We start from the raw sequence: 23868 nt of genomic DNA, 5'->3' as shown, positions 1-23868 counted from the left end.
CTGTCTGCTTGTCATACCGGACGGCATCATTCACGTCACCTTTCCCCGGCCTCATTCCGGCGGGGAAGGCGGCCGCCACCGCCCGGACCTGAGCTCCTCCAGCAGGCCCCGGCTCACCACCGTGAAGTGGTGAGCCGGACCCAGGCTGCGCTCGCGTCCGACGACAACCTCGGCCATGAGCTCGATGCCGGTGTCCACGTACCCCAGTGCGGCCCGGGTCTGGGCGTGCAACTGTCTCGCGGCCAGGACGGCGGGGTAGTCAGGCCCGAGGACGCGTCGGTAGTCCTCCACGACCTGTCGGACCTCGTCATCGGCGGCCCTGTACCGGCCGAGCACGAACTGGGCGCGGGCGTGATTGTGCCTGGCGCTCAGGGTGACGGCGTGATCGGGGCCCAGGTGCAGGGTGCACACCTGGGGCACGGCCAGCAGGGCGTTGTCGCCCACGTCCTCGCCTTCCGCATCGGCCTCCGCCGCGATTTCGGCCGCCGACAGCATGGCCAGCAGGCTCACACGTGAGCGCAGGGTCGCCGGGTGCCGGGCTCCCAGCACCGCCTGCCGGCCTGCCACGACCGACCGGAGGAGGGTAACGGCCTCTTCGCGTCTTCCGTTGTTGCCGAGCACGAGTTGCAGCCCTTGACCGCTGTCGAGGGCGTCCGGGTCGTCGGCGCCGAGCAGGCGGAGTTGGGTGTCCCGGACCCGGCGAAGCAACCGTTCCGCTTCCTCGTACCGTCCCAGCCGGAAGAGCGAACGGCCGGTCCTCGCCCGAGCCGCGAGGACGAGCCGGTGTTCTTCGCCGAGCGTCCTTGCCGCGAGGCCGGCGGCCGCGCCGGCCGTTTCCCAGGCGGACAGGTAGTCACCGGTACGGTGCAGTGCCACGGCCAGCCGGGTGGCCACGCGCAACGCGTCCTCGGTGCCGGCCGGCTCGGTGGTCCTGCGCAGCAGAACGAGACAATGCGGCGCGAGCAGTCGCAGTCGTGGGTCGTACGGTCCGGCGTCGGGGACCGACGGTACGGCGGCGTCCAGCAGCCGGACGGCTGTGGCATGGAGCACGGCGAGGTCCGCCGGAGGCGTGGCGGCGGCGACACTGTCGAGGAGCACTCCATGGCTGTGCGCGCACCGCAGGCCGTCGAGATCCACCAGCTGGGTCAGCGAATGGTCGAGCAGCGCCGTCAGTGCGGCGTCGGCGCGGGTCAGGGGAAGGACAGCGCCGATGTCCTGACGGTTCAGCACGGACAGCGGCAACGGCTCGGGAGCCAGCCGGGCGAGCAGTCTCAACAGCGCGACCGCTTCGGGCAGTCCACGTGCCTCGAACGAGTCGAGCGTCAACTGCCACGTCCGGCCGACCAGATGCCGTGGATCCTCGGCGCTCAGGACGTCCGCCCCCCGGTCGATGAGTCCGACGGCTCCGTCGCCTTCGAGCCGGCCTCCGTAGTGGTCCATCGTCCAGGGGTCGATCACCTGGTGGGCCAGGAAACCGCCCGCCAAAGTGAGCGCGAGGGGCAGCCGTCCCAGCCGGTCGGCGACCTCGGCCGCCTGTGCCATCGTGCCGCTGTGCGGGGCCAGGTCACAGAGCACGCGGGCGGCGTCCTCCCGCGGGAGCACACCGATGTGCTGCAACTCCGCACCCGGCCACCAGCGGGCGGCGGCGCGACGGGTGGTGACCAGAACGGTGCCGCGCGTGCTGCCGCGCAGCCAGCCACCATCGCGGAGGATCGCCGGGTCGTCGGCGTTGTCGAGCACCAGAAGCCAGGGCACCGCGGACCTGTCGAGGTAGTGCCAGACCAGATCCGCCGCGGGGCGGTGTCCCTGGTGAGCGGCGAGCAGTTCCCCGTCAAGAGCGCCCCGATCGGCCGCGGCGGCGAGCATCCCCGCTCGGAGAGCGGCCCGGTCGGCGGCGTTGACCCACAGCCCCACCCGGCCGTACTCAGTGGTGGCGATGTCGAAGAACGCCTGCGCGACGGCGGTCTTGCCGCAGCCTCCCATGCCGTGCAGAACGTACGTCCGGGCGCCACGGCCCGGCGCCAGGCCCTCCCGTAACCGCGCCAGCACCTCGCCACGGTCACGCAGCGCCAGAGGTGTGCGGCCCACTGCCGGACGGCGGACGGAGTCCGGTCCTCCCCCGGGGGCCGGGCCGCTTCCCGCGTAGTGGTGGTGGTGTTCCGTGATGTGCTGGTCACCTGTCGTCTGATAGACGCGGCCGTCGTCCTCGGCGCGGCCGTCCATGGAGCCGCTCATCGCTCGGTGATGTGCTGGTCTCGTCCCGCCTGGTAGACCCGGGCCTGCCCGGAAGCGGTCGCGCGCTGGGTGACGACAGGAGGGTCCACCGGTGCCTGCGGGGCGATCTCGTCGAGCAGCCCGCGCAGCTCCGCCGCGGCGTCGGGCCGGGCGACGAGCAACCGCCGTAACCTGCCCTGCCATTCGGCGCGCAGCTCGCGCAGCACCTCTTCGCCGCCGGCGCCCGTGGCCGCCACGGCCTCCGCCTGACCCGCGTCCAGTTCGGCGGCGACCGCGTCGGCCCGGTGCGGCTGCGCACGCCGCCACAGCCCCACGACTCCCTCGCGGGTCGCCTGCCAGGCGTCGGACGCCATCAAGGCCACGAGTGCGGCTCCGCCGGCCTGTGCGAGTGAGGTGATTTCCGGGTCCACAACTCTCCCCGTGTCAGCCGGTACGGCACACTCAACGTACATCGAAATGACGTCATTTGGTGTACCGGACCGAACCGAGGAGTGGGTTGTGGCGAGATCATGGGAAGCGGATCCGGAGACGACATTCCTCAGGAGGATCGGTAAGTCCCCGCAGGAACTGGGGGTCACGTCCGACACTCCCGACTGCCCCGACATGTGGGAGCTGGAGAACGGCGATGTCGCCGTCATCGGCAGGGATCTGTCGGGTTCGCTCGGTACGAAGCTGCCCGCCGGCGTCTCGATCGGTCCCGACGAACGGCTCGTGGTGATCCCCAGGAGCATGCTCATCGCGGCGAAGCCGGACATTCCCCATGTTTGATTCGTTCCCGGAGGGAGTCTCGACGCGCCTCGACCGTCCGCGCTACCACGAGGAGTACTACCGCGCCCTCGAAAGCGGAATTCGGCATCTCAACAAGCTGGAGCGCGGGCAGAATTTCAAGGAACGCGGTTTCGCGAGCTGGGAGGCTTTCGCGGCCGGACAGTGGGACACGTCCCTCTCCCTGATCGAGGAGAGGCGTGACGCCTACGTCCAGCAGGTCGAGGAGGCGGAGCGCGCCGGGATGCTCCAGCGCCGCCTCAGGGTGGTGGAATTCCCCGTGACCCCTTATGTGCAGTGGGAACTGCACGTCCTGCGTCTGCGGGTCGAGGTGGGGGACCGGATCCGGCTGCTCGACGCCCGTACGATCGCCGACATCGAGAAGCACCGGCCCGTGCCCGAGGTGGTGATCCTCGGCGACGTGGTCATGTTCGAGGTGCGGTACGACGACGACGGGAACGCGGCGGGCGCGAACCGGTTCACCGACCGGGCACTGATCGAGGAGACCTCGGCGGGTTTCGACGCGCTCTACGAGCAGGCGGAGGAGTACGGCGACTTCTTCGCCCGCGAGATCGCTCCCCTCCCCGCGCCGACCGTCAGCTTGTGACTTCCGTGGCTCCGGTGGCTCCGCTTTGCTTCCGGGGGCTTCCGGGCCTCACATGCCGGCGAAGTTTCGCAGGGGCATGCGGGGGGCTCGGCGGGCGGGGGTGTGGCCGCTGAGGAGGATCAGGCGGACCGCTCGGTGGCGGTGGCCGGCGTAGGGGGCGAGGAGTTCCAGCATCTCCTCGTCGTCGGCGTGGCGGTTGCCCGCGAGGGCGTGGCCGACGATGCCGGGGAGGTGGAGGTCGCCGACGGTGACGGCGTCGGGGGCGCCGTTGGTGCGCTGGATCACCTCGGCGGCCGTCCAGGGGCCGATGCCGGGAATCAACTGGAGGCGGGCGGTGGCCTGTTCGGGTTCCATCGCCACGGCCTCCTCCAGGCGGCGGGCCACGCGGACCGCCCGCAGGATCGTGGACGAGCGTTTGGCGTCCACACCCGCCTTGTGCCACTCCCACGACGGGATCATCGCCCAGGTGCGGGGGTCGGGCATGACGTGGAGGCGGGTGGCCGCGGGGCCCGGGGCGGGGTCTCCGTACTTCCGTACCAGGAGGCGCCAGGCGCGGTACGCCTCGACGGTGGTGACCTTCTGTTCCAGGACGGACGGGATCAGGGATTCCAGGACCAGGTTCGTACGGCAGAGGCGCAGTCCCGGGCGGTTGCGGTGGGCCGCGAGGACCGCGCGGTGGCGGGGGGTGAAGGTGGCGGGGTCGTCCGAGGCGCCGAGCAGGTCGGGGAGGTGGTCGAGCAGCCACTCGGCGCCGGGGCCCCAGGCCTGTGCGTCTACGGCTCCGCCGTGGTGGTGTGCGGCACGGAGGGTGGCGGGGCCGGCGGGTGTCTTGGTGGCGCGCCAGATCGTGCCGTCGGTGGCGGCGAGGAACGTGGGGTCGCCGGAGCCTCTGCGGAGCGGGCCGAGGGCGAGGGCCAGGTCGTACGGGGCGTTGTCCGGCGGGGTCCAGCGTCGGCGGAGGCCGTCGGCGGGTGGGGGCGCTGGGGTGGTGTGGGGTGCTGGGGCGGTGTGGGGCGCCGGGGCGGTCGGGGTGGGCGCGATCTTCTGGGTCGCCGGGGCGATCGGGGTCGCCGGGGCGGCCAGCGTCGCCGGCGCGGCGGGAAGCGCCGGGGCGGTGCGGGGGCGGGGGGCGAAGCGGCCTGCCACGGGGTGTGTCCGGGTTCGTCGGGGGCGGGGTCACTGATGAGGGTAGGCGGTGGCCCCCGGAGTGTGCTCCGCCGCCCCGTCTCTCCGCCGTGCCTCCGGGCCGGGTCGCCGGAGACACTGGAGACGCTGGAGCATCGCGCCGTCCGCCGTGAAGGTGGTGATGACGGTGGGGAACGCGACGACGCCCGTGTTCTCGTCCTGCACCCCGCCGTACTCCACCCACCACGGGACGTCCCCTTCTCCCCCGGTCACCCCTTTCCCCCCGTTCAGCGGGCCGCGAGGCAATGCGGGCAGTTCACGGCTCGCAGCCATTGCGTGGGGTCGACGTTGGCCACGGGGCAGACGGGCTCCAGCGTGGTGTGGTCGTCGCCGTCCGTGACGACCTTGAGTTCGTGCACGGTGAGGAGGTCGTCTCCTACCGTGCCCGCTACGTACTGCGTCGTCCGAGCGTCCGTGCCTCTCATGGCGTGCCTTTCCGCCGCATCTCGTCGGGTTCCTCTTCGGCGGCCGGCTCCCACCGCTCCCGGTCGGCGACCGGATCCCATCCCCGGCTCCGCCGGTTCGCCGCCGCCACGAGAGGGCGGATCCGCCGCATGGTCGGGCTGAACGACCGGTCGTCGTTCGCGTCGTGGTGTACGTCGGCGGGGGTGTCGGCATGAGTGTCGGTGTCACTCACCCGCCAACCGCCTTCGCAGTCCGGCCTCAACGTCCCGCAGCAGGGCGGGCGTTGGCTCGGCGTAGCCGGTACGCGGCACCCACTCGGGCGCCAGCCGCCAGAATCCGCCGGCGTCTATCAGGGCGGCCAGCTCGTGGTCCGGATCGTGGTCCCGGTCGTTGCCCGGCCCGTCGTCGGGCTCGGGGGCAGGGGGGTTGTTCAGCACAGCCGACTCCTCTCCGTAGCCATTCCGCTACCAAGCGAGTTCAGCGTGGCCTAGAGTTGATATGCCTTCAACCTGTGAGGAACGAGCGAAAGGTCGGTGTCGGGGCGTTGAACATCAAGGAGTTGAACCCGGACAGCAGCCCGGCAGCCGCCTTTGGGGCGCGGGTCCGCAGTTACCGCGAGGCTCGCGGCTGGAAACAGGAGGAGCTCGCGGAGCGGACGGAGTATTCCAGCACACACATTTCAGCCGTGGAAACTGGTCGCAAGATGCCAACTCTTCGCTTCTCGCGCAGCGTTGATCTTGCCTTCGGGACTGCCGACACTGCTGACACGTTCGAACGTCAGTGGCGGGAGATCCGGAACGGCTCGCTGCTGGAGGGCTTCCCGGAGTACATCGGGTACGAAGGCCGGGCTGCGGAAGTACGGCTGTTCGAGATCGGGATCATTCCCGGGTTGTTGCAGACTCCGGAGTACGCATCCGTATTGACCGACAGCGCCTTGAAACGGGGAGCGATCACTCCGGACCAGGCGCGCGAGCGGTTGATGCTCGTCGCGGAGCGACAAGCCGCGCTCGTTCGGCCACGCTCGCCACTGGTCTTCGTGGTGCTGGACGAAAGCTGCATCCGCCGGCCCATCGGCGAACCAGCAGTGATGGAAGCGCAGTTGGCGCGACTGGTCGAGTTCGCCGATCTGCCGAACACGGTGCTTCAAGTCGCTCCGTACGAGATGGGCGCTCGCCGCACGTTCAATCTGCCGCTCTACATCCTGACGATGTCAGATCGGTCGCTCATGTCGTACGCCGAGTCGGCCCAGAGAGGGCATCTTGAACGCGACGGCACCTCCGTCGTGCCAATGCTTACGGCCTACCATCAACTACAGGCCGAAGCGTTGTCGCAGGCGGCATCTGTAGCCATGATCAACCAGTTACGAAAGGGCACCCCGTGACGACCGAGTCTCCCCGTTGGTTCACATCCTCCTACAGCGACAACGGCGGTGCCTGCGTCGAGGTCGCCACCAACCTCGTTGCCACGCACGGCATCGTCCCGGTGCGCGACTCCAAAGACCACCGCGCCGGGCAAATCACACTGACTCCTGCCGCCTTCGCGGGGCTCATCGACCTCGCCCGCAACAGCGACGCGTGAAAGGGCACTTCGTGATGAACGAAACCCCCCGCTGGTTCACATCCTCCTACAGCTCCAACGGCGGCGCCTGCGTCGAGGTCGCCACCAATCTGGCCGCCACACACGGCATCGTCCCCGTGCGCGACTCCAAAGACCGCCGCGCCGGGCAGCTGAACCTCACCCCCGCCGCCTTCGCCGGGCTGATCGACCTTGCCCGCAACGGTCGCGCGGGGGCGTAACTCACCCGCTGAGCCCCGCCGTTCCTTTTGAGGGACGGGCGGGGCTCAGTGCGTTGGGCCGGGGTACGCGGCCTGCCACGGGGGGCCGGGTCACTGATGGGGGTGGGCGGTGGCCGTGGGCGGCGTGGCTTCTCCCCCACCCCGCCCCTTCCCGAAACCGGGGGCAGGCCCCCGGGCCCCGGTCTGCGCCGGCTGCGCGGCGCCTTGGGCGGGGCCCCGCCCGTCGGGCGGAACCGTTGTCCTCAATCGCCGGACGGGCTTGATGGGGCCCTCGGCGCCGTCCCGCAGGCGGGAGAACGCTGGGCGGGCAACGCCCCGGTCCACGCCCTTCGAACCCGCCCCGCCCACCGGAGGAAGCCGACGTCCTCAAACGCCGGACGGGCTTGATAGGGGTCCTCGGCAGCGGCCCGTAGGCGGGAAAACGCGGGATGTGTGTGGCCCCGGTGCACACCCGCAGTACCCGCCCCGCCCGTGGGCGGAACTGTTGTCCTCAAACGCCGGACGGGCTTGATGGGGCACTCGGCGCCGTCCCGCGGGCGGGAAAGCGCTGGGCGGGCGCGGCCCCCCGGTCGACACCCGTCGAACCTGCGCCGCCCACGGGCGGAAACCAATGTCCTCAATCGCCGGACGGGCGTGATCCAGCCCGTCCGGCGATTGAGGACACCACGGGACCGCCCGGCGCGCGGCGGTCTCAAGCCGTCCGGCGATTGAGGACACCACCGGACCGCCGGGTACGCAGCCGCCCCGAGCCCGTCCGGCGGCTGAGGACAACCAACCGGCCGCCACGCACGCGACGCCCCCCAGCCCGTCCGGCGATTGAGGACAACCACCCGGCCGCCAGGCGCGGCGGCAGTCGCTACGTGTCCGACGAGAAGCGGATCGAGGACGCCGGGAGGATCGCGTCGCACCAGATTCTTACGCCCTCGCGCAGCTCGTTGTCAGGGCCCACCACCGCGCCGTCGCCGATCACCGCGCCGGACAGGATCGTGCGGGCCCCCACCCGCGCCCCCGCGCCCACCAGCGAGTCCGTGATCACCGCGCCCGCCTCGATCACCGCCCCCGCCAGCACCACGCTGCCCGAGACGCGGGCGCCCTCGCCGATCACCGCCGCCTCGCCCACCACCGTGCCGCCCGTCAGCTTCGCGTCGGCGGCGACCGAGGCGGTCGGGAGGATCAGGCGGTCGCCCCGGCGGCCCGGGACCGCCGGGGACGGGGCGCGGCCCAGGACCAGGTCCGCGGAGCCCCGTACGAACGCCTGCGGGGTCCCCAGGTCCAGCCAGTACGTGGAGTCGACCATCCCCTGGAGGTGCGCGCCGGACGCCAGCAGGTCCGGGAACGTCTCCCGTTCGACCGAGACCGGCCGCCCCGCCGGGATGGAGTCGATGACCGAGCGCCGGAAGACGTACGCCCCCGCGTTGATCTGGTCGGTGACGATCTCCTCCGGCGTCTGCGGCTTCTCCAGGAACGCCGTCACCCGCCCGCCCGCGTCCGTCGGCACCAGCCCGAACGCCCTCGGGTCCTCGACCCGGGTCAGGTGCAGCGAGACGTCCGCCCCCGACACCTCGTGCGTCCGGACGAGCGCCTTGATGTCGAGGCCCGTCAGGATGTCGCCGTTGAAGATGAGGACCGGCTCGTCAGGGCCCGAGCGGAGCCGGCCGGCGACGTTGCGGATGGCTCCGCCCGTGCCGAGCGGCTCGCGCTCCGTCACGTACTCCAGGTGCAGCCCGAGCGACGAGCCGTCGCCGAAGTACGGCTCGAAGACCTCCGCGAGGTACGAGGTCGCGAGGACGACGTGCTCGACCCCCGCCGCCCGCGCGCGGGCCAGCTGATGCGTGAGAAACGGGACGCCCGCCGCCGGCACCATCGGCTTGGGTGTGTGCACCGTGAGCGGCCGCAGCCGGGTGCCCTTGCCGCCGACCAGGAGGATCGCTTCTGTCACCGTGTCGTCTCTGCTTCCTGCTGGGGCCGGCCCCGCATACGCGACGTCATACATATGACCGGCCAGTCTAGGCAGCCGCACGCGGCCTGTTCGGTACGTTCCTCAGCGGCCCTGGTACTTGGCCGAAGTCGTACGCGTCGTGCCGAGCTTCTCGTAGAGCCGGCTGCCCGGGCACTCGGTGACGAAGCCGTCCCGGTGACCCGAGATGGAGTTCAGCGCGACCTTCGTGCCCTTTTTGTATTTGTTGCTCCCCCCGGACGTCAGCGTGGACTTGCCGCGCGGGTTGACCCCGTAGAGCCCCAGCTTCCACGCGGTCAGTTTGGCGATGGCGGTCGTGGCGGCCGCCGGCGGCTTGGTGGTGCTGTACGTGCCGAGAACGGCGATGCCCACGCTGTTGGTGTTGAAACCGAGCGTGTGCGCGCCCATGACCGGCTTGGCCACGCCACCGGCGCGTCCCTCGTAGATGTTTCCGCACTTGTCGATGGCGAAGTTGTAGCCGATGTCGCGCCATCCGCTGCTCAGCACGTGGTACCGGTAGATACCGCGCAGGACGGAGGGCGCCTGCCCGCAGGTGTAGTTGTTCCCTGTCGCGCTGTGGTGCACGAACGCGGCCCTGACCGACTTGGTGTAGCCGAACTTCCGCTCGCGCAGGTTCTCGTCCGCGCCCCACCCCTTGCGGGTGATGATGCGCGGACGGGCGCCGATGTACGGCTGCGCGAAGCCGACCTGGTCGGCGAGGTCGGCCTCGGTCTGCGCCTTGGACTCGGCGGCGATCTCGGTCGCGCCCAGCTCCGCCAGATCCGCGTTGACCGCCGAACTGGCCGCGTCCCCCGCCGTCATGGCGACCGGCATGCGCTCCTCCTCGGAGGGCGTGCCCGCCGTGCCCGGTACGGTGCCGGGCACCGCCGGGATGCCGGGGGTGCCCGACGGGCCGTCGGGGCGGCCGGCCTGCGGGCCGCTCGCCGGCTCCATCGCCGCCGGGGGCTCCGCGCCCGGGTCGACCAGCTCCAGCCGCAGCCCCTGCGGCAGCAGCGGACGGGCCGGGCCCTTGGGGCCCGCCTCCTCCACGGCGCGTACGCGCAGCTCGACGCCGTCCGAGTTGCCGACCCACAGCGGGGCCGTGGAACCGTGGACGGTGGCCGCCGAGCGCTCCTCCGTACCGAGGTCGGCGCCGTGCTCCTGGTTGTGCGTCTCCAGGTCCAGCCAGCCGGACCACACCCGCGTCCCGGCCGCGCGGGTGCGGACCTGGACGGTGCCGTTCAGTTCGTCGTCGGCGCTGTCCCAGACGACGCCGAGGAGCGAGAAGGGCCGTACGTCCCGCCGGGCCACGCCCTGGACCGAGGCGGCGCCGGACGCGCGGTCCGTCGCGAGCGCGGTCAGCGGGAGCGACTGGGTCGAGCCCGCCACGGCGGGGGTGGCGCCGGCGGAGGGGACGGTACGGGGAGCGGCCTGGGCGACGGCCGCGGGGGGCACGGGGGCCTGGGGGGAGGCGACCGCGCCGGACGGGAGGGACAGGGGCAGGACCAGCGCGGCGGTACACGCGACGCCGATCGAAGAAGCAAGGTAGGCACGCATGTGAAGATCGTCGGCGTGTCCTGTCGCCGCCGCCCGTCCAGAAACCCGCGGAAAACTGACGGGCCATCGGGCCGACCGGTGGACCCCGTCACCGGTACGGCGGCGGGCCGCTCGCCGGGCCACGTACCCTTTCCCGGGTGAACGCCACCGACCGCACCCCCGCCGACCTGCTGCGATCCGCGCTCGCCACGGATCCCGCCCGCCCCTTGGTCACTTTCTACGACGATGCCACCGGAGAGCGCGTCGAATTGTCCGTCGCGACCTTCGCCAATTGGGTGTCCAAGACGGCCAATCTGCTCCAGGGCGACCTCGGCGCGGAGCCGGGCGACCGGCTCGCGCTGCTGCTGCCCGCGCACTGGCAGAGCGCGGTGTGGCTGCTCGCCTGCGCGTCGGTCGGGGTGACCGTGGAGATCGGCGGCGACCCGGGCGCGGCGGACCTGGTGGTCAGCGGGCCCGACACGCTGGACGCCGCACGCGCGTGCGGCGGCGAGCGGGTGGCGCTCGCGCTGCGCCCGCTGGGCGGCCGGTTCCCGGCGGCCCCGGCGGGCTTCGCCGACTACGCCGTGGAGGTGCCGGGGCAGGGCGACCGGTTCGCGCCGTACGCCCCGGTGGATCCGGACGCGCCCGCGCTGGTGATCGGTGGCGGTGGCTCCGCGGGTACGGAGCTGACGTGGGCCGGTCTGGTCGCGCGCGCCCGCGCGGACGCCGGGGTACGGGGCCTGGGGCCCGGGTCGCGGGTGCTGTCGGGGCTCGCGTACGACACCTGGGAAGGCCTCTCGGCCGGGCTGTTCGCGCCGCTCGCGGCGGGCGGGTCGGTCGTGCTCTGCCGGAATCTCGGGGAGCTGCCGGCGGAGAGCCTCGAAAAGCGGGTCGAGAGCGAGCGGGTGACCGACCGGGCGGTGTGACCCCGAGCCGCGTGTGCCGCGTTAACCGGCCTTTCACATATCGGTAGGACAATCCCTTCCGCCGATAACCCGTGCGGTGCACTGCGTGCCGAGCCCTCGGCAGGGAACGTGTATCGCACGACATGATCGGCGAAACGTGCGGCACATCGCACAACCAAGCGCGGGGTTCGCCCGTCTACCCCTGCAACCGGCGGCTCAGCGCGCCGCCGACGCCTTGAAGGATGGACGCAGACGTGACCGACAGTGCCGGCACCCCGGCCGAACCGGACAACCCGGCCGAGGACGAGCCGCAGGGCGGGACGCCTGGGCTTGACGAGAGTGCGACGGCGTCCCCGCCACCCGAGGCGGAAGCCGGCGCGGGAGCGGCACCGGTTGCCGACGACGGCGACGGCGACGGCGACACGAACGACAGCACCGACAGCACCGACAGCGAGAAGCTGCCACTCTCCGGCGCCTCCGCGCTGCCCATCGCGCCCGTCGCGCCCGCCGACACACTCTCCGCCGACAACGATGCCGCGAGCGAGCCCGGCCACCCCCGCCCCCGGCGGCGGCACTGGCTGCGGTGGACCGCCATCGGCACCTCGGTCGTCCTGCTCGGCGTCTCCGCGGCCGGCTGGTGGTTCTACCGCAAGCTCGACGGCAACATCACCACGGACACCACCGCCGCCTCCGAGTTGCGCACGTACGAGAAGGAACGTCCCGTCCCCGTCGCCACCGACGCGACGAACATCCTGATGATCGGCTCCGACAGCCGGGCCGGTGAGAACGACGAGTACGGCAGGGACGACGGCGGCTCGCAGCGTTCCGACACCGTGATCCTGCTGCACCTCGCCGCGAACCGGGAGAGCGCGACCGCCGTCTCCATACCGCGTGACCTGATGGCGGACATCCCGAGCTGCCGCGAGGCGGACGGCTCCCGCAGCCGGGCGCAGTTCGGGCAGTTCAACTCGGCGTTCGAGCTGGGCGGCGCCGCCTGCACCATCCGTACCGTCGAGAAGCTCACTGGCATCAGGATCGACCACCACATGGTGATCGACTTCAGTGGCTTCAAGGACATGGTGGACGCGGTGGACGGCGTCGAGGTCTGCCTCGCGGAGCCCGTCGACGACGTGGACGCCCATCTCAAGCTCCCCAAGGGCCGCCAGAAGCTCAACGGCGAGCAGGCCCTCGGGTTCGTGCGCAGCCGCCACGGCATCGGCGACGGCAGCGACACGCAGCGCATGGACCGGCAGCAGCGGTTCCTGGGCGCGCTGTTCAAGAAGGTGCAGAGCAACGGCGTCCTGCTCAACCCGACGCGGCTCTACCCGGTGCTGGACGCGGCGACCAAGTCCGTCACCACTGACCCCGGGCTGAACACCCTCAAGGACCTTTACGACCTGGCGCGTTCCATGCGGGACGTACCGACGGAAAAGGTGCAGTTCCTCACGGCTCCGCGGCAACCGTACTCGGGCAACCGCAACCGGGACGAACTGGTACAGCCTCAGGCCGACAAGCTCTTCGAGGCGCTGCGCGACGATTCCCCGATCTCCGTCGAGGCGAAGGACGACGGGGACACCGGGGTGGTGGCGGACAGCGAGGGGGCGGCGTCAACGGCGAAGCCCTCCGAACGCCCCGCGGAGAGCCCGGACGAGAGCCCGACGTTCTCGGGCACGAATGCCGCGGTGGGGATGTGCGGGTAAAGCCGGCGCCAAAGTGAAGGGCGCCCGGTGAGAACTCGATGAGGAATAGGCGTATTGCCCGCTTATAAGGAGCGTGCAATGTGTCACTGGCGTCACTGGACGCCGAACGGGGCGGATAGTGTGACGCGATCCGGTGCGTCCGGCCGTCAGGTCGCGCACTGCTGGATCGAATGACCGAGCGCCTTCGGGGGGAGGCGCCTCGCGTGGCACCGACGGAGGATTCAAGCAACCGTGGATGCGCAGAACCGAGGACAGGCGGACGAAATCGACCCCGCCGACCAGTGGGTCCTCAACCCGCGAACCGGTAATTACGAATTGCGACTGGACCACTCCGGAGGGCAGTCACCCCCGGCGCCGCCGTCCCCGGGGAGGTCTTCCGGAAGGCGCGGTTCGGCGGCGGGCACACCGGCGGCGGGCGCATCGAGGGAGGGCCGGCCGGGAACCGGCGGGCCCCGGCGGGGCGGCGCCCGGCAGAAGGGCTCCGATCCGGACACCGACACGGCCCCGGCGCGCCCCGACGTACCGGGCCAGCGCGGCAGCCGCCGGGCGGCCAAGGGTCCGGCCGGCGGCCGGGGTTCCGCCCACGAGACGCAGGCGGCGGCCGGCCGGCGCAAGCGCAAGCAGAAGAAGTCCCGCGCGAAGAAGGTCCTGTTGTGGACCGGCGGCTCGATGGCCGTGGTGGTCCTCGCCGCGTCCGTCGGCGGATACCTGTACTACCAGCACCTGAACGGCAACATCTCGACCATCGACGTGGCGGGCGCGAGCGACAAGGGCTTCGAGAAGGACAAGCCCATCAACATCCTCGTGATCGGTACGGACAAGCGCACCGGCGCCGGCAACGAGAGCTACGGCGACTCGGGCAGCGTCGGCCACGCCGACACGACCCTCCTCTTCCACGTGTCCAAGGACCGGACGAACGCGACCGCGCTCTCCATCCCGCGCGACCTCGTCACCGACATCCCGGAGTGCACCACCAAGACCGCGGACGGCTCCGACAAGGTCATCCCGCCGACGCCGCGCGGTGTGTCGACCCCGCGGTTCAACACCAGCCTCGGCCAGGACGGCCGTGACCCCGGCTGCACGATGGCCACGGTCAAGGAACTGACCGGCATCACCCCGGACCACTTCATGATGGCCGACTTCAACGCCGTGAAGACGATGAGCACGGCGGTGGGCGGGGTCGAGGTGTGTGTGGACCAGGCCGTGAAGGACAAGGACTCGAAGCTCGACCTGCCCGCGGGCAAGAGCACCATTTCGGGCGAGCAGGCCCTCGCCTTCGTCCGTACGCGCCACGCCTTCGGTGACGGAAGCGACCTGACCCGTATCAAGACGCAGCAGCAGTTCCTGAGTTCGCTGCTGCGGCAGATGGCGTCCAAGGACACCCTCACCAACGTCTCCAAGGTGACGGACCTGGCCGAGGCGGCGACGAAGTCGCTGACGGTCGACTCCGGCATCGGCTCCATCACCAAGCTCGTGTCGCTGGCGAAGGAACTCGCCAAGGTCAATCCCAAGAACATCACCTTCGCCACCATTCCGGTGCTGGACAACCCCGCCGAGCCCCCGACCAGGAGGGCCACCGTGGTCGTCAACGAGGCGCCTGCCCAGCAGCTGTTCTCGATGATCCAGAGCGACACGTCGCTGTCCGAGGTGAAGAAGAAGGAGAGCGCGGCCAAGTCGGCCAAGAACAAGCTCCTCAAGGGATCGAAGGCGGACGCGGCGGACGTACGGGTCGACGTCTACAACGGCGGCGGCCCGCAGGGCTCGGCGCAGACGACGCTCAACTGGCTCCAGAACGAGGAGGGCGTGCTCAAGTCCACGAACAAGGGCAACGCGCCCGCGAACGTGGCCAAGACCACCCTCGTGTACGCGCCCAACCAGGCCGATCAGGCCCGCGCGCTCGCGGCGATGATGGGGCTGCCGGGCACGGCGATGAAGCCGGGGACCGAGGACGCGGTGGGTCTCCAGGCGATGGAGCTGACGCTGGGCAAGGACTTCAAGGGCGCGGGGGTGCCCATCACCGGCCCGGCAAAGGCGCCGGATGCCGTGCCGACATTGAAAGCCGACAAACAGGTCTGCGCAGAGTGACGCCGGAATCCCGGCTCGCGCGCACGACGGCCTGAGCAAGGGGGGCCCGCGTGGGTCACAGCAGCACGCACAGGGAGCGGTCGCGGCGGCCCTCGCCGCACGCCCGCGAACTGGGCTGGGACGACAGCCTGTACGACGCGGAGAGCGACGACGGCGCGGGTACGGACGGCGGGGATACGAGCGACGGGGGTACGGGCGGCGGGGGCGGCGCGCGTGAGGCTCGTACGGAACAGGGCCCGGCGGACGGCGCCGGGAGCGGCGACACCCCGGACCGGAAGGCCGGCGGAGCCGGCCGGCGCCCCGGCCGCCGGAGATGGCGCATAGTCCGCTGGATCGCCGGCGTACTCGCCCTGCTGATACTCGGGGCGGCGGGCGCCGGTTATCTGTACTACCGCCACCTCAACGGCAACATACGCACCGACGACCGCACCAACGGCGACACCGGCCTCAAGAAGCCCGCCGCCAACGAGGCGGGACAGACCCCCCTCAACATCCTGCTGATCGGCTCGGACAGCCGCGCCGACCCGGAGAACGTCAAGCTCGGCGGCAGCAAGGACACCGCGGGCAACCCCCCGCTCGGGGACGTCCAGATGCTCTTCCACGTCTCCGCCGACCGCAAGAACGCCTCGGTCGTCAGCATCCCCCGCGACACCCGGGTCGACATCCCCGAGTGCAAGGACAGCACGACCGGCAAGGTCTACCCGAAGACCAACGGCATCATCAACGAGACGCTGGGGCGCGGCGGTCCCGGCTGCACGCTCAGCACGTGGGAGAACCTGACCGGCGTCTACATCGACCACTGGATGACGATCGACTTCTCCGGTGTGGTGAAGATGGCCGACGCGATCGGCGGGGTCGACGTCTGCGTCAAGGACAACGTCTGGGACCGGCCGCTGCCCGGTGTGCCCGGCGGCTCCGGCCTCAAGCTCGAAGCGGGCACGACCCGTATCAAGGGCGAACATGCCTTGCAGTGGCTGCGGACGCGGCACGCCTTCTCCAGCGACATCGGCCGCGCCAGGGCCCAGCACATGTACATGAACTCGATGATCCGCGAGCTCAAGTCGCAGAACGTCTTCACCGACTCCGTCCGCCTGACGGGCCTCGCCGAGGCGGCCACGAAGTCGCTGGAGGTGTCCGAGGAGATCGGTACGGTCAAGAAGCTGTTCGACCTCGGCATGCAGCTCAAGGCCGTGCCGACCAACCGCCTCACGATGACGACCATGCCGTGGATCGAGGACCCGCAGAACCGCAACCACGTGGTCCCCAACAAGGCGGACGCCGACCGCATGTGGACGATGATCCGCGACGACGTGGCGTTCGACGCCAACGGCGACAAGGCCGAGGCGGCGAAGAAGCCGTCCGGGCCCGCGTCGAAGGAGCCGTCCGACGCGCCCGCCGACACGGGGGTGACCGTGCTCAACGGCACCGGCGGGGAACAGGCCCCGGTGTCGGGCCGCGCGCGGGCGATCGCGGAGGTGCTCGGCGGCAAGGGGTACTCCCTGGCGCGGGCGGGCGGCGAGCAGAGCCCGCAGGAGGCCACCGGGATCACGTACCCGAGCGCGGACCTGGAGGGGGACGCGCAGGCGGTCGCCAAGGCCCTCAAGATCCCGCTGACGTCGGTCACGAAGTCCACGCAGGTGTCGGGGATCACCCTGGTCGTGGGCGCCGACTGGCGCGAGGGGTCGTCGTACCCGGTCAAGGCCAAGCCCGAGGCGGGCGGCATCCCCGACACGGCGGACGCCATCAGCGGGTCGGACAAGAATGCCTGCATGGACGTGTACGCGCCGTACCGCTTCTGAGGACCCGTACACAGCCCGTACACACGCCGAAGCGCCGCCGGAGAGGATCCTCCGGCGGCGCTTCGGCGTGGCTTTTGTTGTACGGCAGCCGGCGGTCGGCAGCCGACAGCCGCGATCAGGCCGTCGTGACGTCGTTCGTGTCCGTGGCCCCGGCCGAGCCCGTCCGCACCGGCGGGCGGCGGCTCGCGATGACCTTCTTCGCCAGGGAGCGCGGGCTGGTGAGGAAGCCGTACCCCCACGACATGTGCATCGTCGCCAGCGCCACCGGGATCCGCAGCCGGGCCGCGAGCGGCAGGCCCTTGCCCGCCGGAACCGAGCCCGCCGTGATCGCGGCAAGGTATCCGGCCGGTACGACGAAGGCCCACGGGGTGAGCAGCGCGCCGGCCACGATGCCCGCGGCGATGGCGCACACCGCCGTCGGCGGGGCGAGGTAGCGGAGGTTGATCGAGCCCGCGTGGTAGCGGGCGACGACATGGCGCCAGCGGCCGTAGTCCTTGTACTGCTTGGCGAGCGCCCCGACCGAGGGCCGCGGGCGGTACTGGACCCGCAGCTCCGGGGAGAACCAGATCGCGCCGCCGGCCTCGCGGATGCGGAAGTTCAGCTCCCAGTCCTGGGCGCGGATGAACTCCACGTTGTAGCCGCCCGCCCGTTCCAGCGCCTCGCGGCGGAAGACACCGAGGTAGACGGTCTCGGCGGGGCCCGCCTCACCACCGGTGTGGAAGGCCGCGTTGCCGACGCCGATCTTCGAGGTCATGGCGGCGGCGACCGCGTGCTCCCAGTTGGTCTCGCCCTCGGCGTGCATCACACCGCCGACGTTCTGCGCGCCCGTCTCCTCCAACAGCCTGACGGCGGTGGCGATGTAGTTCGGCGACAGCATGCCGTGACCGTCGACCCGTACGACGACGGGGTGCGTCGAGGCGGCGATCGCGGCGTTCAGCGCCGCCGGGGTGCGGCCGGTCGGGTTGGGCACGGTGTGGACGCGGGGGTCCTCCCGTACCAGCTCGGCGGCGATCTCGTCCGTACGGTCCGCGGAGGGGCCGAGCGCGATGACCACCTCCATCTCGCCGGCGTACTCCTGCTCCAGGATGTGCCGGACGGAGTTCCTCAGATGACGTTCCTCGTTGAGCACCGGCATGATCACGGACACCGCGGGCGGCACGACAGGCATGGAGGTTCGGGGTCCTTCGGGAGACGGCGGTATGGCCGCCACGTTACCGCGAACGGGGGACAGCGACGCGCGCCGCCCGGTCGTATCCGCTGCCGCTGATCGTATGGGCCTACGGTGCTCACGATCCCTCACCCCTCACCCGCCCGCCCCCGGCTTCGTCGTACCGTCCCCGCTGTCACCGCGGAGGTGTCCCCCGTGCCCACGCCGCCCCGCTCCCCCCGTCCCGCCCGCCGCCCGGCCGCCGCCCGCCCGCGGCCGCCCGCCCGGAGAGGAGCCGGACGGCGGCCGGTACGGCGCGACGGGCGGCCCCGCTGGGGCATGCGGGCGGCGACCACCCTGTCCGTGCTCGTCCTGGGCGCGGGCGGGATCGGCCACGCGGTGGTGACCGGCCTCGACACGGGGATCGACCGGGTCGACGCGTTCAAGGACATGAAGAACCGGCCCGACCCCGGCCACGGCCTCAACCTCCTCCTCGTCGGCACCGACGGCCGGGACCGGATCACCGAGGCGGAGCGGCAGAAGTACCGGCTCGGCGGCGCGCCCTGCCACTGCACCGACACGATGATGCTGGTCCACCTCTCGGAGGACGGAAAGCGCGCCAGCGTCGTGAGCCTGCCGCGCGACAGTTACGCCGAGATCCCCGCGCACACCGACACCACCACCGGCAAGAAGCACAAGACGCACCCGGTGAAGATCAACGCGGCGTACGCGGAGGGCGGCCCCCACCTGACCGTCAGGACCGTCGAGCACATGACGGGGGTGAAGATCAGCCACTACCTGGAGGTCGACTTCACCAGCTTCATGAAGACGGTGGACGCGGTCGGCGGGGTCGAGATCTGCACGCCCCGGGCGCTGAGGGACTCGTACACCGGACTCGACCTGACCCCCGGCACCCACCGGCTGGACGGCGGCAAGGCGCTCCAGTACGTACGGTCCCGGCACATCGACGGCAACGCCGACCTCGGCAGGATGCAGCGCCAGCAGCGCTTCGTCGCGGCGCTGATCAGCCGGGCCACGAGCAGCGGGGTGCTGCTGAACCCGGTGAGGTTCCGCGATGTGACCCGGGCGCTGCTGGGTTCGGTACGGGCGGACGCGGACTTCGGCGCCCAGCAGTTGCTGAGCCTGAACAAGGCGATGCGCGGCTTCTCGCCGTCGGCGTCGGAGTTCACCTCCGTACCGCTGCTGGCCAAGGGGGTGTCGCTGCCGGGCATCGGCGCGACGGTGAAGTGGGACCCGGAGAAGTCGGAGAAGTTGTTCCGGGCGCTGCGCGAGGACAGGCCGCTGGCGCTGCCGGGGCCGCAGGTGCCGAGGGACCCGGCGGCGGGTCCCGCCACCGCGTCGTCGTCGGTACGGCGGTCCGCCGCGCCCTCGTCGTCCGCGCCCCCGTCCTCCGTACCCCCCGTATCCCCCTCCCCCGTACCGGCCTCGAAGCGGCCGGCACCGGCCGGGTCGCCCAAGGCCCCGCTCGTCGACGTGAAGCCGGAGGGGATCCGGGTGCAGGTCTACAACGCGACCCGGACGGACGGCCTCGGCAAGCAGGTCGACCAGGCGCTGCGCGCCGTCGGCTTCCGTACGACCGGCGCGCCGCTCACGGCGGACGTACGGGACGTCCGGCGCACGCAGGTGCTGTACGACCCCCGGTGGGACCGCTCGGCGCGGTCCCTGGCGACCGCGCTGCCCGGCAGCGAGCTGCGGGCGGTGAAGGGGCAGGGCGGGACGCTCAAGGTGATGGCGGGGTCGGAGAACCGGGCGGTGGTGCCGGTACGGGTGGAGGCGAAGCCGGCGGGGCAGTTCAAGGCGCTGACGGGGGACCAGGTGGTGTGCCCCTGAGGTCCGGGCACCCGGGGGGCCGGCCGGGTCAGTTCTCCCGTGCGTCCCGCGAGTCGTCGAAGCCCTCGGCGGCGCGCTTCGCCCGCAGCTCCTTGATGGCGCGGCGCCGGGCGAGCCGGTGCGTACGCCGGATCTGCGCCTCCTGGTAGCGCCGCCGGTCCCGTTCGGTCTCGGGGACCACCGGCGGTACGGGGCGGGGCCTGCCGTCCGCGTCGACGGCGGCGAAGACGAGGTAGGCGGTGCCGACCTGGGTCGCGGGGGTGGACTCGTTCCAGCGCTCGGCCATGACCCGTACGCCGACCTCCATGCTGGAGCGTCCCGTCCAGTTCACCTGGGCGCGTACGTGCACGAGGTCGCCGACCCTGACCGGCTCCAGGAAGACCATCTCGTCCATGGAGGCGGTGACGGCGGGGCCGCCGGAGTGCCGGCCCGCGACGGCGCCCGCCGCGTCGTCCACCAGCTTCATGATCACGCCGCCGTGCACCGTACCCAGCAGATTCGTGTCGCTGCCGGTCATGATGTGGCTGAGCGTGGTCCGGGACGCGGAGGTCGGTTTCCCCGGAAGATCCGGCTGGGCTGTCATGCGTCCACCCTATGTGGGGGGTCTGTGGCGTTCCGATACGGGTCGCATTGCATCAGCTTGGCAACAGGGCCGACCCGATTCCTCACCCGCCCTGTCAGCGGCCGGGCGCTCCCCGGCACACTGGCTGACATGAACGATTGGCCCGAGGGGCGGAACGGCGGAAGCGGCGGGCGTTACGGGCGCGGCAGCACGGGCGCACAGCCCGAGGGCGCCCGCGCGATGCCCCATGTGCAGGCGCCGCAGGGCGTGCCCCAGCAGCAGGGGTACGACAGCGGCTACAACACGGGCCAGGTCTACGGCGCGCCCGCCGGCGGTGGCGGCGGCCGGGGCGGTTACCCGCCGCCTCCGCAGGGCTCGGCGCCCCGGCAGGCGCCGGACTGGCGGCGCCGGCTCAAGATCGGTTCGCTGGTCCTGGTCGTCGCGGTCCTCGCCGTCTCCATCGGGACGTACTTCTGGGCCGACGGCAAGCTCAAGCGCGAGGTGGACCTCTCGAAGGTCATCGACCGCCCGGCGGAGGGCGACGGTACGAACTATCTGATCGTCGGTTCGGACAGCCGGGAGGGCATGTCCTCGGAGGAGAAGAAGGACCTCCACACGGGCTCGGCGGAGGGCAAGCGCACCGACTCGATGATGATCCTGCACACGGGGTCGAACGGTCCGACGCTGATCTCGCTGCCGCGTGACTCGGACGTGACGATCCCGTCGTTCAAGGGCTCGGAGTCGGGCAAGGTGTTCCCGGCGCAGCCGAACACGCACAAGAAGCTGAACGCGGCGTATGCGGAGGACGGCCCCACCCTGCTCGTCCGCACGATCGAGGCGAAGACGGGGCTGCGGATAGACCACTACGTCGAGATCGGCTTCGCCGGCTTCGCGAACATCGTGGACTCGATCGGCGGGGTGGAGCTCGACATCCCGAAGGCCTTCAAGGACAAGAAGTCGGGCGCCGACTTCAAGGCGGGCAAGCAGACGCTGGACGGCGAGCAGTCCCTGGCGTTCGTCCGGACGCGGTACGCGTTCGCGGGCAGTGACCTCGACCGTACGAAGAACCAGCAGAAGTTCCTCGCGGCCCTGGCCTCCCAGACGGCGACCCCGGGGACGATCCTCAACCCGTTCAAGTTCTACCCGACCATGGGCTCGGGCCTGGACACGCTGATCGTGGACAAGGACATGTCCCTGTACTCGCTGGGCAAGATGTTCTTCGCGATGAAGGGCGTCACGGGCGGCGAGGGCACGTCGATGAACATCCCCCTGGCGGGCAGCTCGGGCGGCAACCTCCTGTGGGACACGGCGAAGGTCAAGCAATTGGTGACGCAGCTGAACAACGACGAAAAGGTCACGGTCAAGGGCAACTGACACGGCGCCGCAGGGCGTGCACGACGGCAGGGGCACCCGGATCGGGTGCCCCTGCCGTCGTCAAATGGGTGCGTTCGCGTCGCCTTGACGCAGGCGCCCCACCCCGACGAAGCTCGTGCACAAGCAATTTGCTCGACCCGGGAGAGGCAGCCATGGCTTTACTGTTCTTCGGCAAAGACCCCGATACGGACGAAGACCATTGCCCCACCGTGTGGGTGGATGACGAGAACGGTGACTTCGTCTTTCAGGGGTGGAGAGCGGACGCCGTGACCGAGAAGAAGTGCCTGGAAGTCGGTCCGATTCCCGGCACCGAAGCCGTCATCAGGATTCCGGCCCGGATGGTGGCGCAGATCAGGAAGGCTTGCGATGCCGCGGAACGCTCGGCAGCCGAGCTTCGCTGAGTGCGTCCGGGACACGCACAGCTCGGCGGTCCATCTGGAGATGCGAGACGACTACGGCGACAACGAGCGGTTCGCGGCATGGCGACGTGGTGACCGTATCGACTGGGACAACCGGTCGTCCTGGTGGCGTGGGTTCCACGACCGGATCGCCGAGGCGGTCGCGCGCGGCGTATCCGTCCGCCGGGCCAGAATCGTCAGCGAGCCGGTGTCGGAATACATTCGTTGGGAACACGAGATGACCCGGGCCAATCTCGCCGCCGGCGAGCAGGTCCGATGGGTGCCCCGGCGTCTCGCTTCGACCCTCGTGCTTCCGTGCAACGACTACTGGCTCTTCGACGACAGACTGGCGAGGGTGCACCACTTCGCCGGGGACGGTTCGCTCGTCGCAGACGAATTCACCTCGGAGCCGGACGCTCTGAAGCTGTTTGCCACTTCGTTCGAATCCGCGTGGGACCTTGGGATCCCCCATGACGAATACCGGTTGTGATCGTCTCCCTCACGCCGTAGTCGACTGATGCCTTCGTCTCCCTTCTCCAGTGCCCAGGCGGCCCGCGCGTCCTTGGCCGCGCGGCTCAAGGAACTACGCCTGGACGCCGATCTGACGATGCAGGAGCTGGCTGATCGGTGCGCCTGGAACAAAGCGAAGACGTCGCGTATCGAGGCCGCCAGGACGGCCCCCTCCGACGCCGACATCCGAGCCTGGTGTGCCGCCTGCGGTGCCCGGGAGCAGGCGGCCGACCTCATCGCTTCCTCGCGCTCCGCGGACTCGATGTACGTCGAATGGCGCCGCGTACAGCGCACCGGCCTGCGCAGGCTCCAACAGGCCAACGTCCCGCTGTACGAGCGCACGCGGCTCTTCCGCGTGTACTGCGCCCGGGTCGTGCCCGGACTTCTCCAGACCCAGGGCTACGCCCACGCGCTCCTGTCGCTCATCGCGGATTTCCGCAGCCTCCCGAACGATGTCGGCGAGGCCGCCGCGGCCCGGGTGGACCGGTCGCACATCATCCGTGACGGCCTTCACCGCGTGGTCGTACTCATCGAGGAGGACGTCCTCACCCACCGCATCGGCGGCAACAGTGTGATGGCGGACCAGCTTGCACACCTGCTGACGACGATGGCCTGTCCAGCCGTCTCGATCGGCATCATCCCCCGGTCCGCACACCGCGTCATGTGGGGCTCTGAGACGTTCACCATGTTTGACGACCAGCGGGTCCACGTCGAGTTGCTGGCCGCGAAGGTCACGGTGACCACGCCGACGGAAGTGGAGGTGTACCAGAGGGCTTTCGCCCGGCTGACCACGATGGCCGTGTACGGCCCCCGAGCCCGGACCCTGATCAGCGGGGCGATCGACGCCCTCGGCTAATTGCTCTGCAACAGCCTGCAACATCGTGGACCGGCAACTCGACTGTTTCGTAGCGTCGTTGTCGTGACGAATCACGCGATCAACCGGAAGCGAGGCTGAGATGGGCAAAAAGGGCGGAAGCCACTCCGGCACACCGGACACCTCCAGCAGTGACGGCCACCGGGACAAGCCGCCGGGTCCGACCCGGCCCTACGA

At 70.8% G+C, this 23868-nt stretch carries 25 protein-coding genes; 14 read left to right on the top strand and 11 right to left on the bottom strand.

Translation table 11 applies throughout. From position 1 onward, the window contains the following. Nucleotides 1-51 precede the first annotated feature (51 nt). Together ACIODU_RS29080 and ACIODU_RS29075 are read right to left on the bottom strand one after the other, a co-directional pair. Nucleotides 52-2235, bottom strand: a complete 2184-nt coding sequence (locus tag ACIODU_RS29080; RefSeq protein WP_401771259.1) for a tetratricopeptide repeat protein — start codon at nucleotides 2233-2235, stop codon at nucleotides 52-54. Further along, nucleotides 2232-2645: a hypothetical protein gene (locus ACIODU_RS29075; RefSeq protein WP_401771257.1), complete on the bottom strand. Its 414-nt coding sequence runs from the start codon at nucleotides 2643-2645 to the stop codon at nucleotides 2232-2234. The genes ACIODU_RS29080 and ACIODU_RS29075 overlap by 4 nt, the downstream gene beginning before the upstream one ends. Before the next feature lie 88 nt (nucleotides 2646-2733). Here ACIODU_RS29075 and ACIODU_RS29070 point away from each other — a divergent pair, with 88 nt between their 5' ends. Both ACIODU_RS29070 and ACIODU_RS29065 read left to right on the top strand, forming a co-directional pair. Continuing rightward, entirely contained in the window at nucleotides 2734-3003 is a 270-nt protein-coding gene (locus tag ACIODU_RS29070) for a hypothetical protein (protein WP_161313062.1), read from the top strand. Further along, entirely contained in the window at nucleotides 2996-3607 is a 612-nt protein-coding gene (locus tag ACIODU_RS29065) for a DUF6879 family protein (RefSeq protein ID WP_401771254.1), read from the top strand. Before ACIODU_RS29070 ends, ACIODU_RS29065 begins: the two co-directional genes overlap by 8 nt. Nucleotides 3608-3655: 48 nt before the next feature. Here ACIODU_RS29065 and ACIODU_RS29060 read toward each other — a convergent pair whose 3' ends face one another. From ACIODU_RS29060 to ACIODU_RS29040, 5 genes are read right to left on the bottom strand one after another with little or no spacing between them, the layout of a single operon-like run. Next, nucleotides 3656-4753 carry a DNA-3-methyladenine glycosylase family protein gene (locus ACIODU_RS29060; protein WP_401771252.1) on the bottom strand — a complete coding sequence of 366 codons (1098 nt, stop codon included), beginning with the start codon at nucleotides 4751-4753 and terminating at the stop codon, nucleotides 3656-3658. 30 nt (nucleotides 4754-4783) lie between these two features. Next, the gene (locus ACIODU_RS29055) at nucleotides 4784-5005 is read right to left on the bottom strand and encodes a hypothetical protein (RefSeq protein ID WP_401771250.1); all 222 of its coding nucleotides are present in this window, start codon (nucleotides 5003-5005) and stop codon (nucleotides 4784-4786) included. Nucleotides 5006-5019: 14 nt separating this feature from the next. Further along, nucleotides 5020-5217: a hypothetical protein gene (locus ACIODU_RS29050; RefSeq protein WP_161313059.1), complete on the bottom strand. Its 198-nt coding sequence runs from the start codon at nucleotides 5215-5217 to the stop codon at nucleotides 5020-5022. Further along, nucleotides 5214-5429, bottom strand: coding sequence for a hypothetical protein (locus tag ACIODU_RS29045; RefSeq protein WP_401771248.1), 216 nt, complete (start codon nucleotides 5427-5429; stop codon nucleotides 5214-5216). Before ACIODU_RS29045 ends, ACIODU_RS29050 begins: the two co-directional genes overlap by 4 nt. Further along, nucleotides 5422-5634 (bottom strand): hypothetical protein, encoded by a 213-nt coding sequence (locus tag ACIODU_RS29040; RefSeq protein WP_401771245.1) that lies wholly within the window; start codon nucleotides 5632-5634, stop codon nucleotides 5422-5424. Before ACIODU_RS29040 ends, ACIODU_RS29045 begins: the two co-directional genes overlap by 8 nt. A 107-nt stretch (nucleotides 5635-5741) precedes the next feature. Between ACIODU_RS29040 and ACIODU_RS29035 the strand changes: the two genes are divergently transcribed. The 3 genes from ACIODU_RS29035 to ACIODU_RS29025 are packed head-to-tail and all read left to right on the top strand — an operon-like array spanning nucleotide 5742 to nucleotide 6993. Beyond that, nucleotides 5742-6578, top strand: a complete 837-nt coding sequence (locus ACIODU_RS29035; protein WP_356430638.1) for a helix-turn-helix transcriptional regulator — start codon at nucleotides 5742-5744, stop codon at nucleotides 6576-6578. Next, nucleotides 6575-6775 (top strand): DUF397 domain-containing protein, encoded by a 201-nt coding sequence (locus ACIODU_RS29030; RefSeq protein WP_356430637.1) that lies wholly within the window; start codon nucleotides 6575-6577, stop codon nucleotides 6773-6775. The genes ACIODU_RS29035 and ACIODU_RS29030 overlap by 4 nt, the downstream gene beginning before the upstream one ends. 14 nt (nucleotides 6776-6789) lie before the next feature. Further along, nucleotides 6790-6993 carry a DUF397 domain-containing protein gene (locus ACIODU_RS29025; RefSeq protein ID WP_401771241.1) on the top strand — a complete coding sequence of 68 codons (204 nt, stop codon included), beginning with the start codon at nucleotides 6790-6792 and terminating at the stop codon, nucleotides 6991-6993. A gap of 856 nt (nucleotides 6994-7849) precedes the next feature. Here ACIODU_RS29025 and ACIODU_RS29020 read toward each other — a convergent pair. After that, complete coding sequence (locus ACIODU_RS29020; RefSeq protein WP_401771240.1) at nucleotides 7850-8932, bottom strand: sugar phosphate nucleotidyltransferase; 1083 nt, start codon at nucleotides 8930-8932, stop codon at nucleotides 7850-7852. Between the two features lie 102 nt (nucleotides 8933-9034). Further along, nucleotides 9035-10507 carry an N-acetylmuramoyl-L-alanine amidase gene (locus ACIODU_RS29015; RefSeq protein ID WP_401771237.1) on the bottom strand — a complete coding sequence of 491 codons (1473 nt, stop codon included), beginning with the start codon at nucleotides 10505-10507 and terminating at the stop codon, nucleotides 9035-9037. Between the two features lie 137 nt (nucleotides 10508-10644). Here ACIODU_RS29015 and ACIODU_RS29010 point away from each other — a divergent pair, with 137 nt between their 5' ends. The 4 genes from ACIODU_RS29010 (at nucleotide 10645) to ACIODU_RS28995 (ending at nucleotide 16975) form a co-directional block, all read left to right on the top strand. Continuing rightward, entirely contained in the window at nucleotides 10645-11412 is a 768-nt protein-coding gene (locus ACIODU_RS29010) for a TIGR03089 family protein (protein ID WP_401771234.1), read from the top strand. 221 nt (nucleotides 11413-11633) lie between these two features. Continuing rightward, entirely contained in the window at nucleotides 11634-13091 is a 1458-nt protein-coding gene (locus ACIODU_RS29005) for an LCP family protein (RefSeq protein WP_401771232.1), read from the top strand. A 231-nt stretch (nucleotides 13092-13322) separates the two neighbouring features. Then, nucleotides 13323-15176 carry an LCP family protein gene (locus ACIODU_RS29000; protein WP_401771230.1) on the top strand — a complete coding sequence of 618 codons (1854 nt, stop codon included), beginning with the start codon at nucleotides 13323-13325 and terminating at the stop codon, nucleotides 15174-15176. A gap of 50 nt (nucleotides 15177-15226) precedes the next feature. After that, nucleotides 15227-16975, top strand: a complete 1749-nt coding sequence (locus ACIODU_RS28995; protein WP_401771227.1) for an LCP family protein — start codon at nucleotides 15227-15229, stop codon at nucleotides 16973-16975. Between the two features lie 115 nt (nucleotides 16976-17090). Here the strand turns inward: ACIODU_RS28995 and ACIODU_RS28990 are convergent, their stop codons facing one another. Further along, nucleotides 17091-18143 carry a glycosyltransferase family 2 protein gene (locus ACIODU_RS28990; RefSeq protein ID WP_356430622.1) on the bottom strand — a complete coding sequence of 351 codons (1053 nt, stop codon included), beginning with the start codon at nucleotides 18141-18143 and terminating at the stop codon, nucleotides 17091-17093. Nucleotides 18144-18461: 318 nt separating this feature from the next. On the opposite strand from ACIODU_RS28990, the gene ACIODU_RS28985 reads away from it, so the two are divergent. Then, nucleotides 18462-19973 (top strand): LCP family protein, encoded by a 1512-nt coding sequence (locus ACIODU_RS28985; RefSeq protein WP_401771303.1) that lies wholly within the window; start codon nucleotides 18462-18464, stop codon nucleotides 19971-19973. A 28-nt stretch (nucleotides 19974-20001) separates the two neighbouring features. On the opposite strand, the gene ACIODU_RS28980 is transcribed toward ACIODU_RS28985, so the two are convergent. Then, nucleotides 20002-20556, bottom strand: a complete 555-nt coding sequence (locus ACIODU_RS28980) for an acyl-CoA thioesterase (protein ID WP_356430620.1) — start codon at nucleotides 20554-20556, stop codon at nucleotides 20002-20004. Nucleotides 20557-20685: 129 nt separating this feature from the next. Here ACIODU_RS28980 and ACIODU_RS28975 point away from each other — a divergent pair, with 129 nt between their 5' ends. The 4 genes from ACIODU_RS28975 (at nucleotide 20686) to ACIODU_RS28960 (ending at nucleotide 23673) form a co-directional block, all read left to right on the top strand. After that, nucleotides 20686-21909: an LCP family protein gene (locus ACIODU_RS28975; protein WP_356430618.1), complete on the top strand. Its 1224-nt coding sequence runs from the start codon at nucleotides 20686-20688 to the stop codon at nucleotides 21907-21909. Between the two features lie 152 nt (nucleotides 21910-22061). Then, nucleotides 22062-22310, top strand: a complete 249-nt coding sequence (locus tag ACIODU_RS28970; protein ID WP_356430616.1) for a hypothetical protein — start codon at nucleotides 22062-22064, stop codon at nucleotides 22308-22310. Next, nucleotides 22276-22797 carry a DUF6879 family protein gene (locus ACIODU_RS28965; RefSeq protein WP_401771224.1) on the top strand — a complete coding sequence of 174 codons (522 nt, stop codon included), beginning with the start codon at nucleotides 22276-22278 and terminating at the stop codon, nucleotides 22795-22797. Before ACIODU_RS28970 ends, ACIODU_RS28965 begins: the two co-directional genes overlap by 35 nt. 27 nt (nucleotides 22798-22824) lie before the next feature. After that, nucleotides 22825-23673 carry a helix-turn-helix domain-containing protein gene (locus ACIODU_RS28960; RefSeq protein WP_401771221.1) on the top strand — a complete coding sequence of 283 codons (849 nt, stop codon included), beginning with the start codon at nucleotides 22825-22827 and terminating at the stop codon, nucleotides 23671-23673. Nucleotides 23674-23868 lie beyond the last annotated feature (195 nt).

The organism is Streptomyces sp. NPDC088261 (genome assembly GCF_044740805.1).
Lineage (GTDB): Bacteria > Actinomycetota > Actinomycetes > Streptomycetales > Streptomycetaceae > Streptomyces.
This window is presented reverse-complemented; position numbering and strand designations above follow the sequence as displayed.

Excerpts from the sequence above, each read along its gene's own strand:
- ACIODU_RS28970 (WP_356430616.1), top strand. The coding sequence starts at position 22,062 with ATGGCTTTACTGTTCTTCGGCAAAGACCCCGATACGGACGAAGACCAT.
- ACIODU_RS28985 (WP_401771303.1), top strand. The coding sequence starts at position 18,462 with ATGCGGGCGGCGACCACCCTGTCCGTGCTCGTCCTGGGCGCGGGCGGG.
- ACIODU_RS28975 (WP_356430618.1), top strand. The coding sequence starts at position 20,686 with ATGAACGATTGGCCCGAGGGGCGGAACGGCGGAAGCGGCGGGCGTTAC.
- ACIODU_RS28990 (WP_356430622.1), bottom strand. The coding sequence starts at position 18,143 with ATGCCTGTCGTGCCGCCCGCGGTGTCCGTGATCATGCCGGTGCTCAAC.
- ACIODU_RS29080 (WP_401771259.1), bottom strand. The coding sequence starts at position 2,235 with ATGAGCGGCTCCATGGACGGCCGCGCCGAGGACGACGGCCGCGTCTAT.
- ACIODU_RS28960 (WP_401771221.1), top strand. The coding sequence starts at position 22,825 with ATGCCTTCGTCTCCCTTCTCCAGTGCCCAGGCGGCCCGCGCGTCCTTG.
- ACIODU_RS29005 (WP_401771232.1), top strand. The coding sequence starts at position 11,634 with ATGGACGCAGACGTGACCGACAGTGCCGGCACCCCGGCCGAACCGGAC.
- ACIODU_RS29050 (WP_161313059.1), bottom strand. The coding sequence starts at position 5,217 with ATGAGAGGCACGGACGCTCGGACGACGCAGTACGTAGCGGGCACGGTA.
- ACIODU_RS28980 (WP_356430620.1), bottom strand. The coding sequence starts at position 20,556 with ATGACAGCCCAGCCGGATCTTCCGGGGAAACCGACCTCCGCGTCCCGG.
- ACIODU_RS29065 (WP_401771254.1), top strand. The coding sequence starts at position 2,996 with ATGTTTGATTCGTTCCCGGAGGGAGTCTCGACGCGCCTCGACCGTCCG.
- ACIODU_RS28965 (WP_401771224.1), top strand. The coding sequence starts at position 22,276 with ATGCCGCGGAACGCTCGGCAGCCGAGCTTCGCTGAGTGCGTCCGGGAC.
- ACIODU_RS29015 (WP_401771237.1), bottom strand. The coding sequence starts at position 10,507 with ATGCGTGCCTACCTTGCTTCTTCGATCGGCGTCGCGTGTACCGCCGCG.
- ACIODU_RS29025 (WP_401771241.1), top strand. The coding sequence starts at position 6,790 with ATGAACGAAACCCCCCGCTGGTTCACATCCTCCTACAGCTCCAACGGC.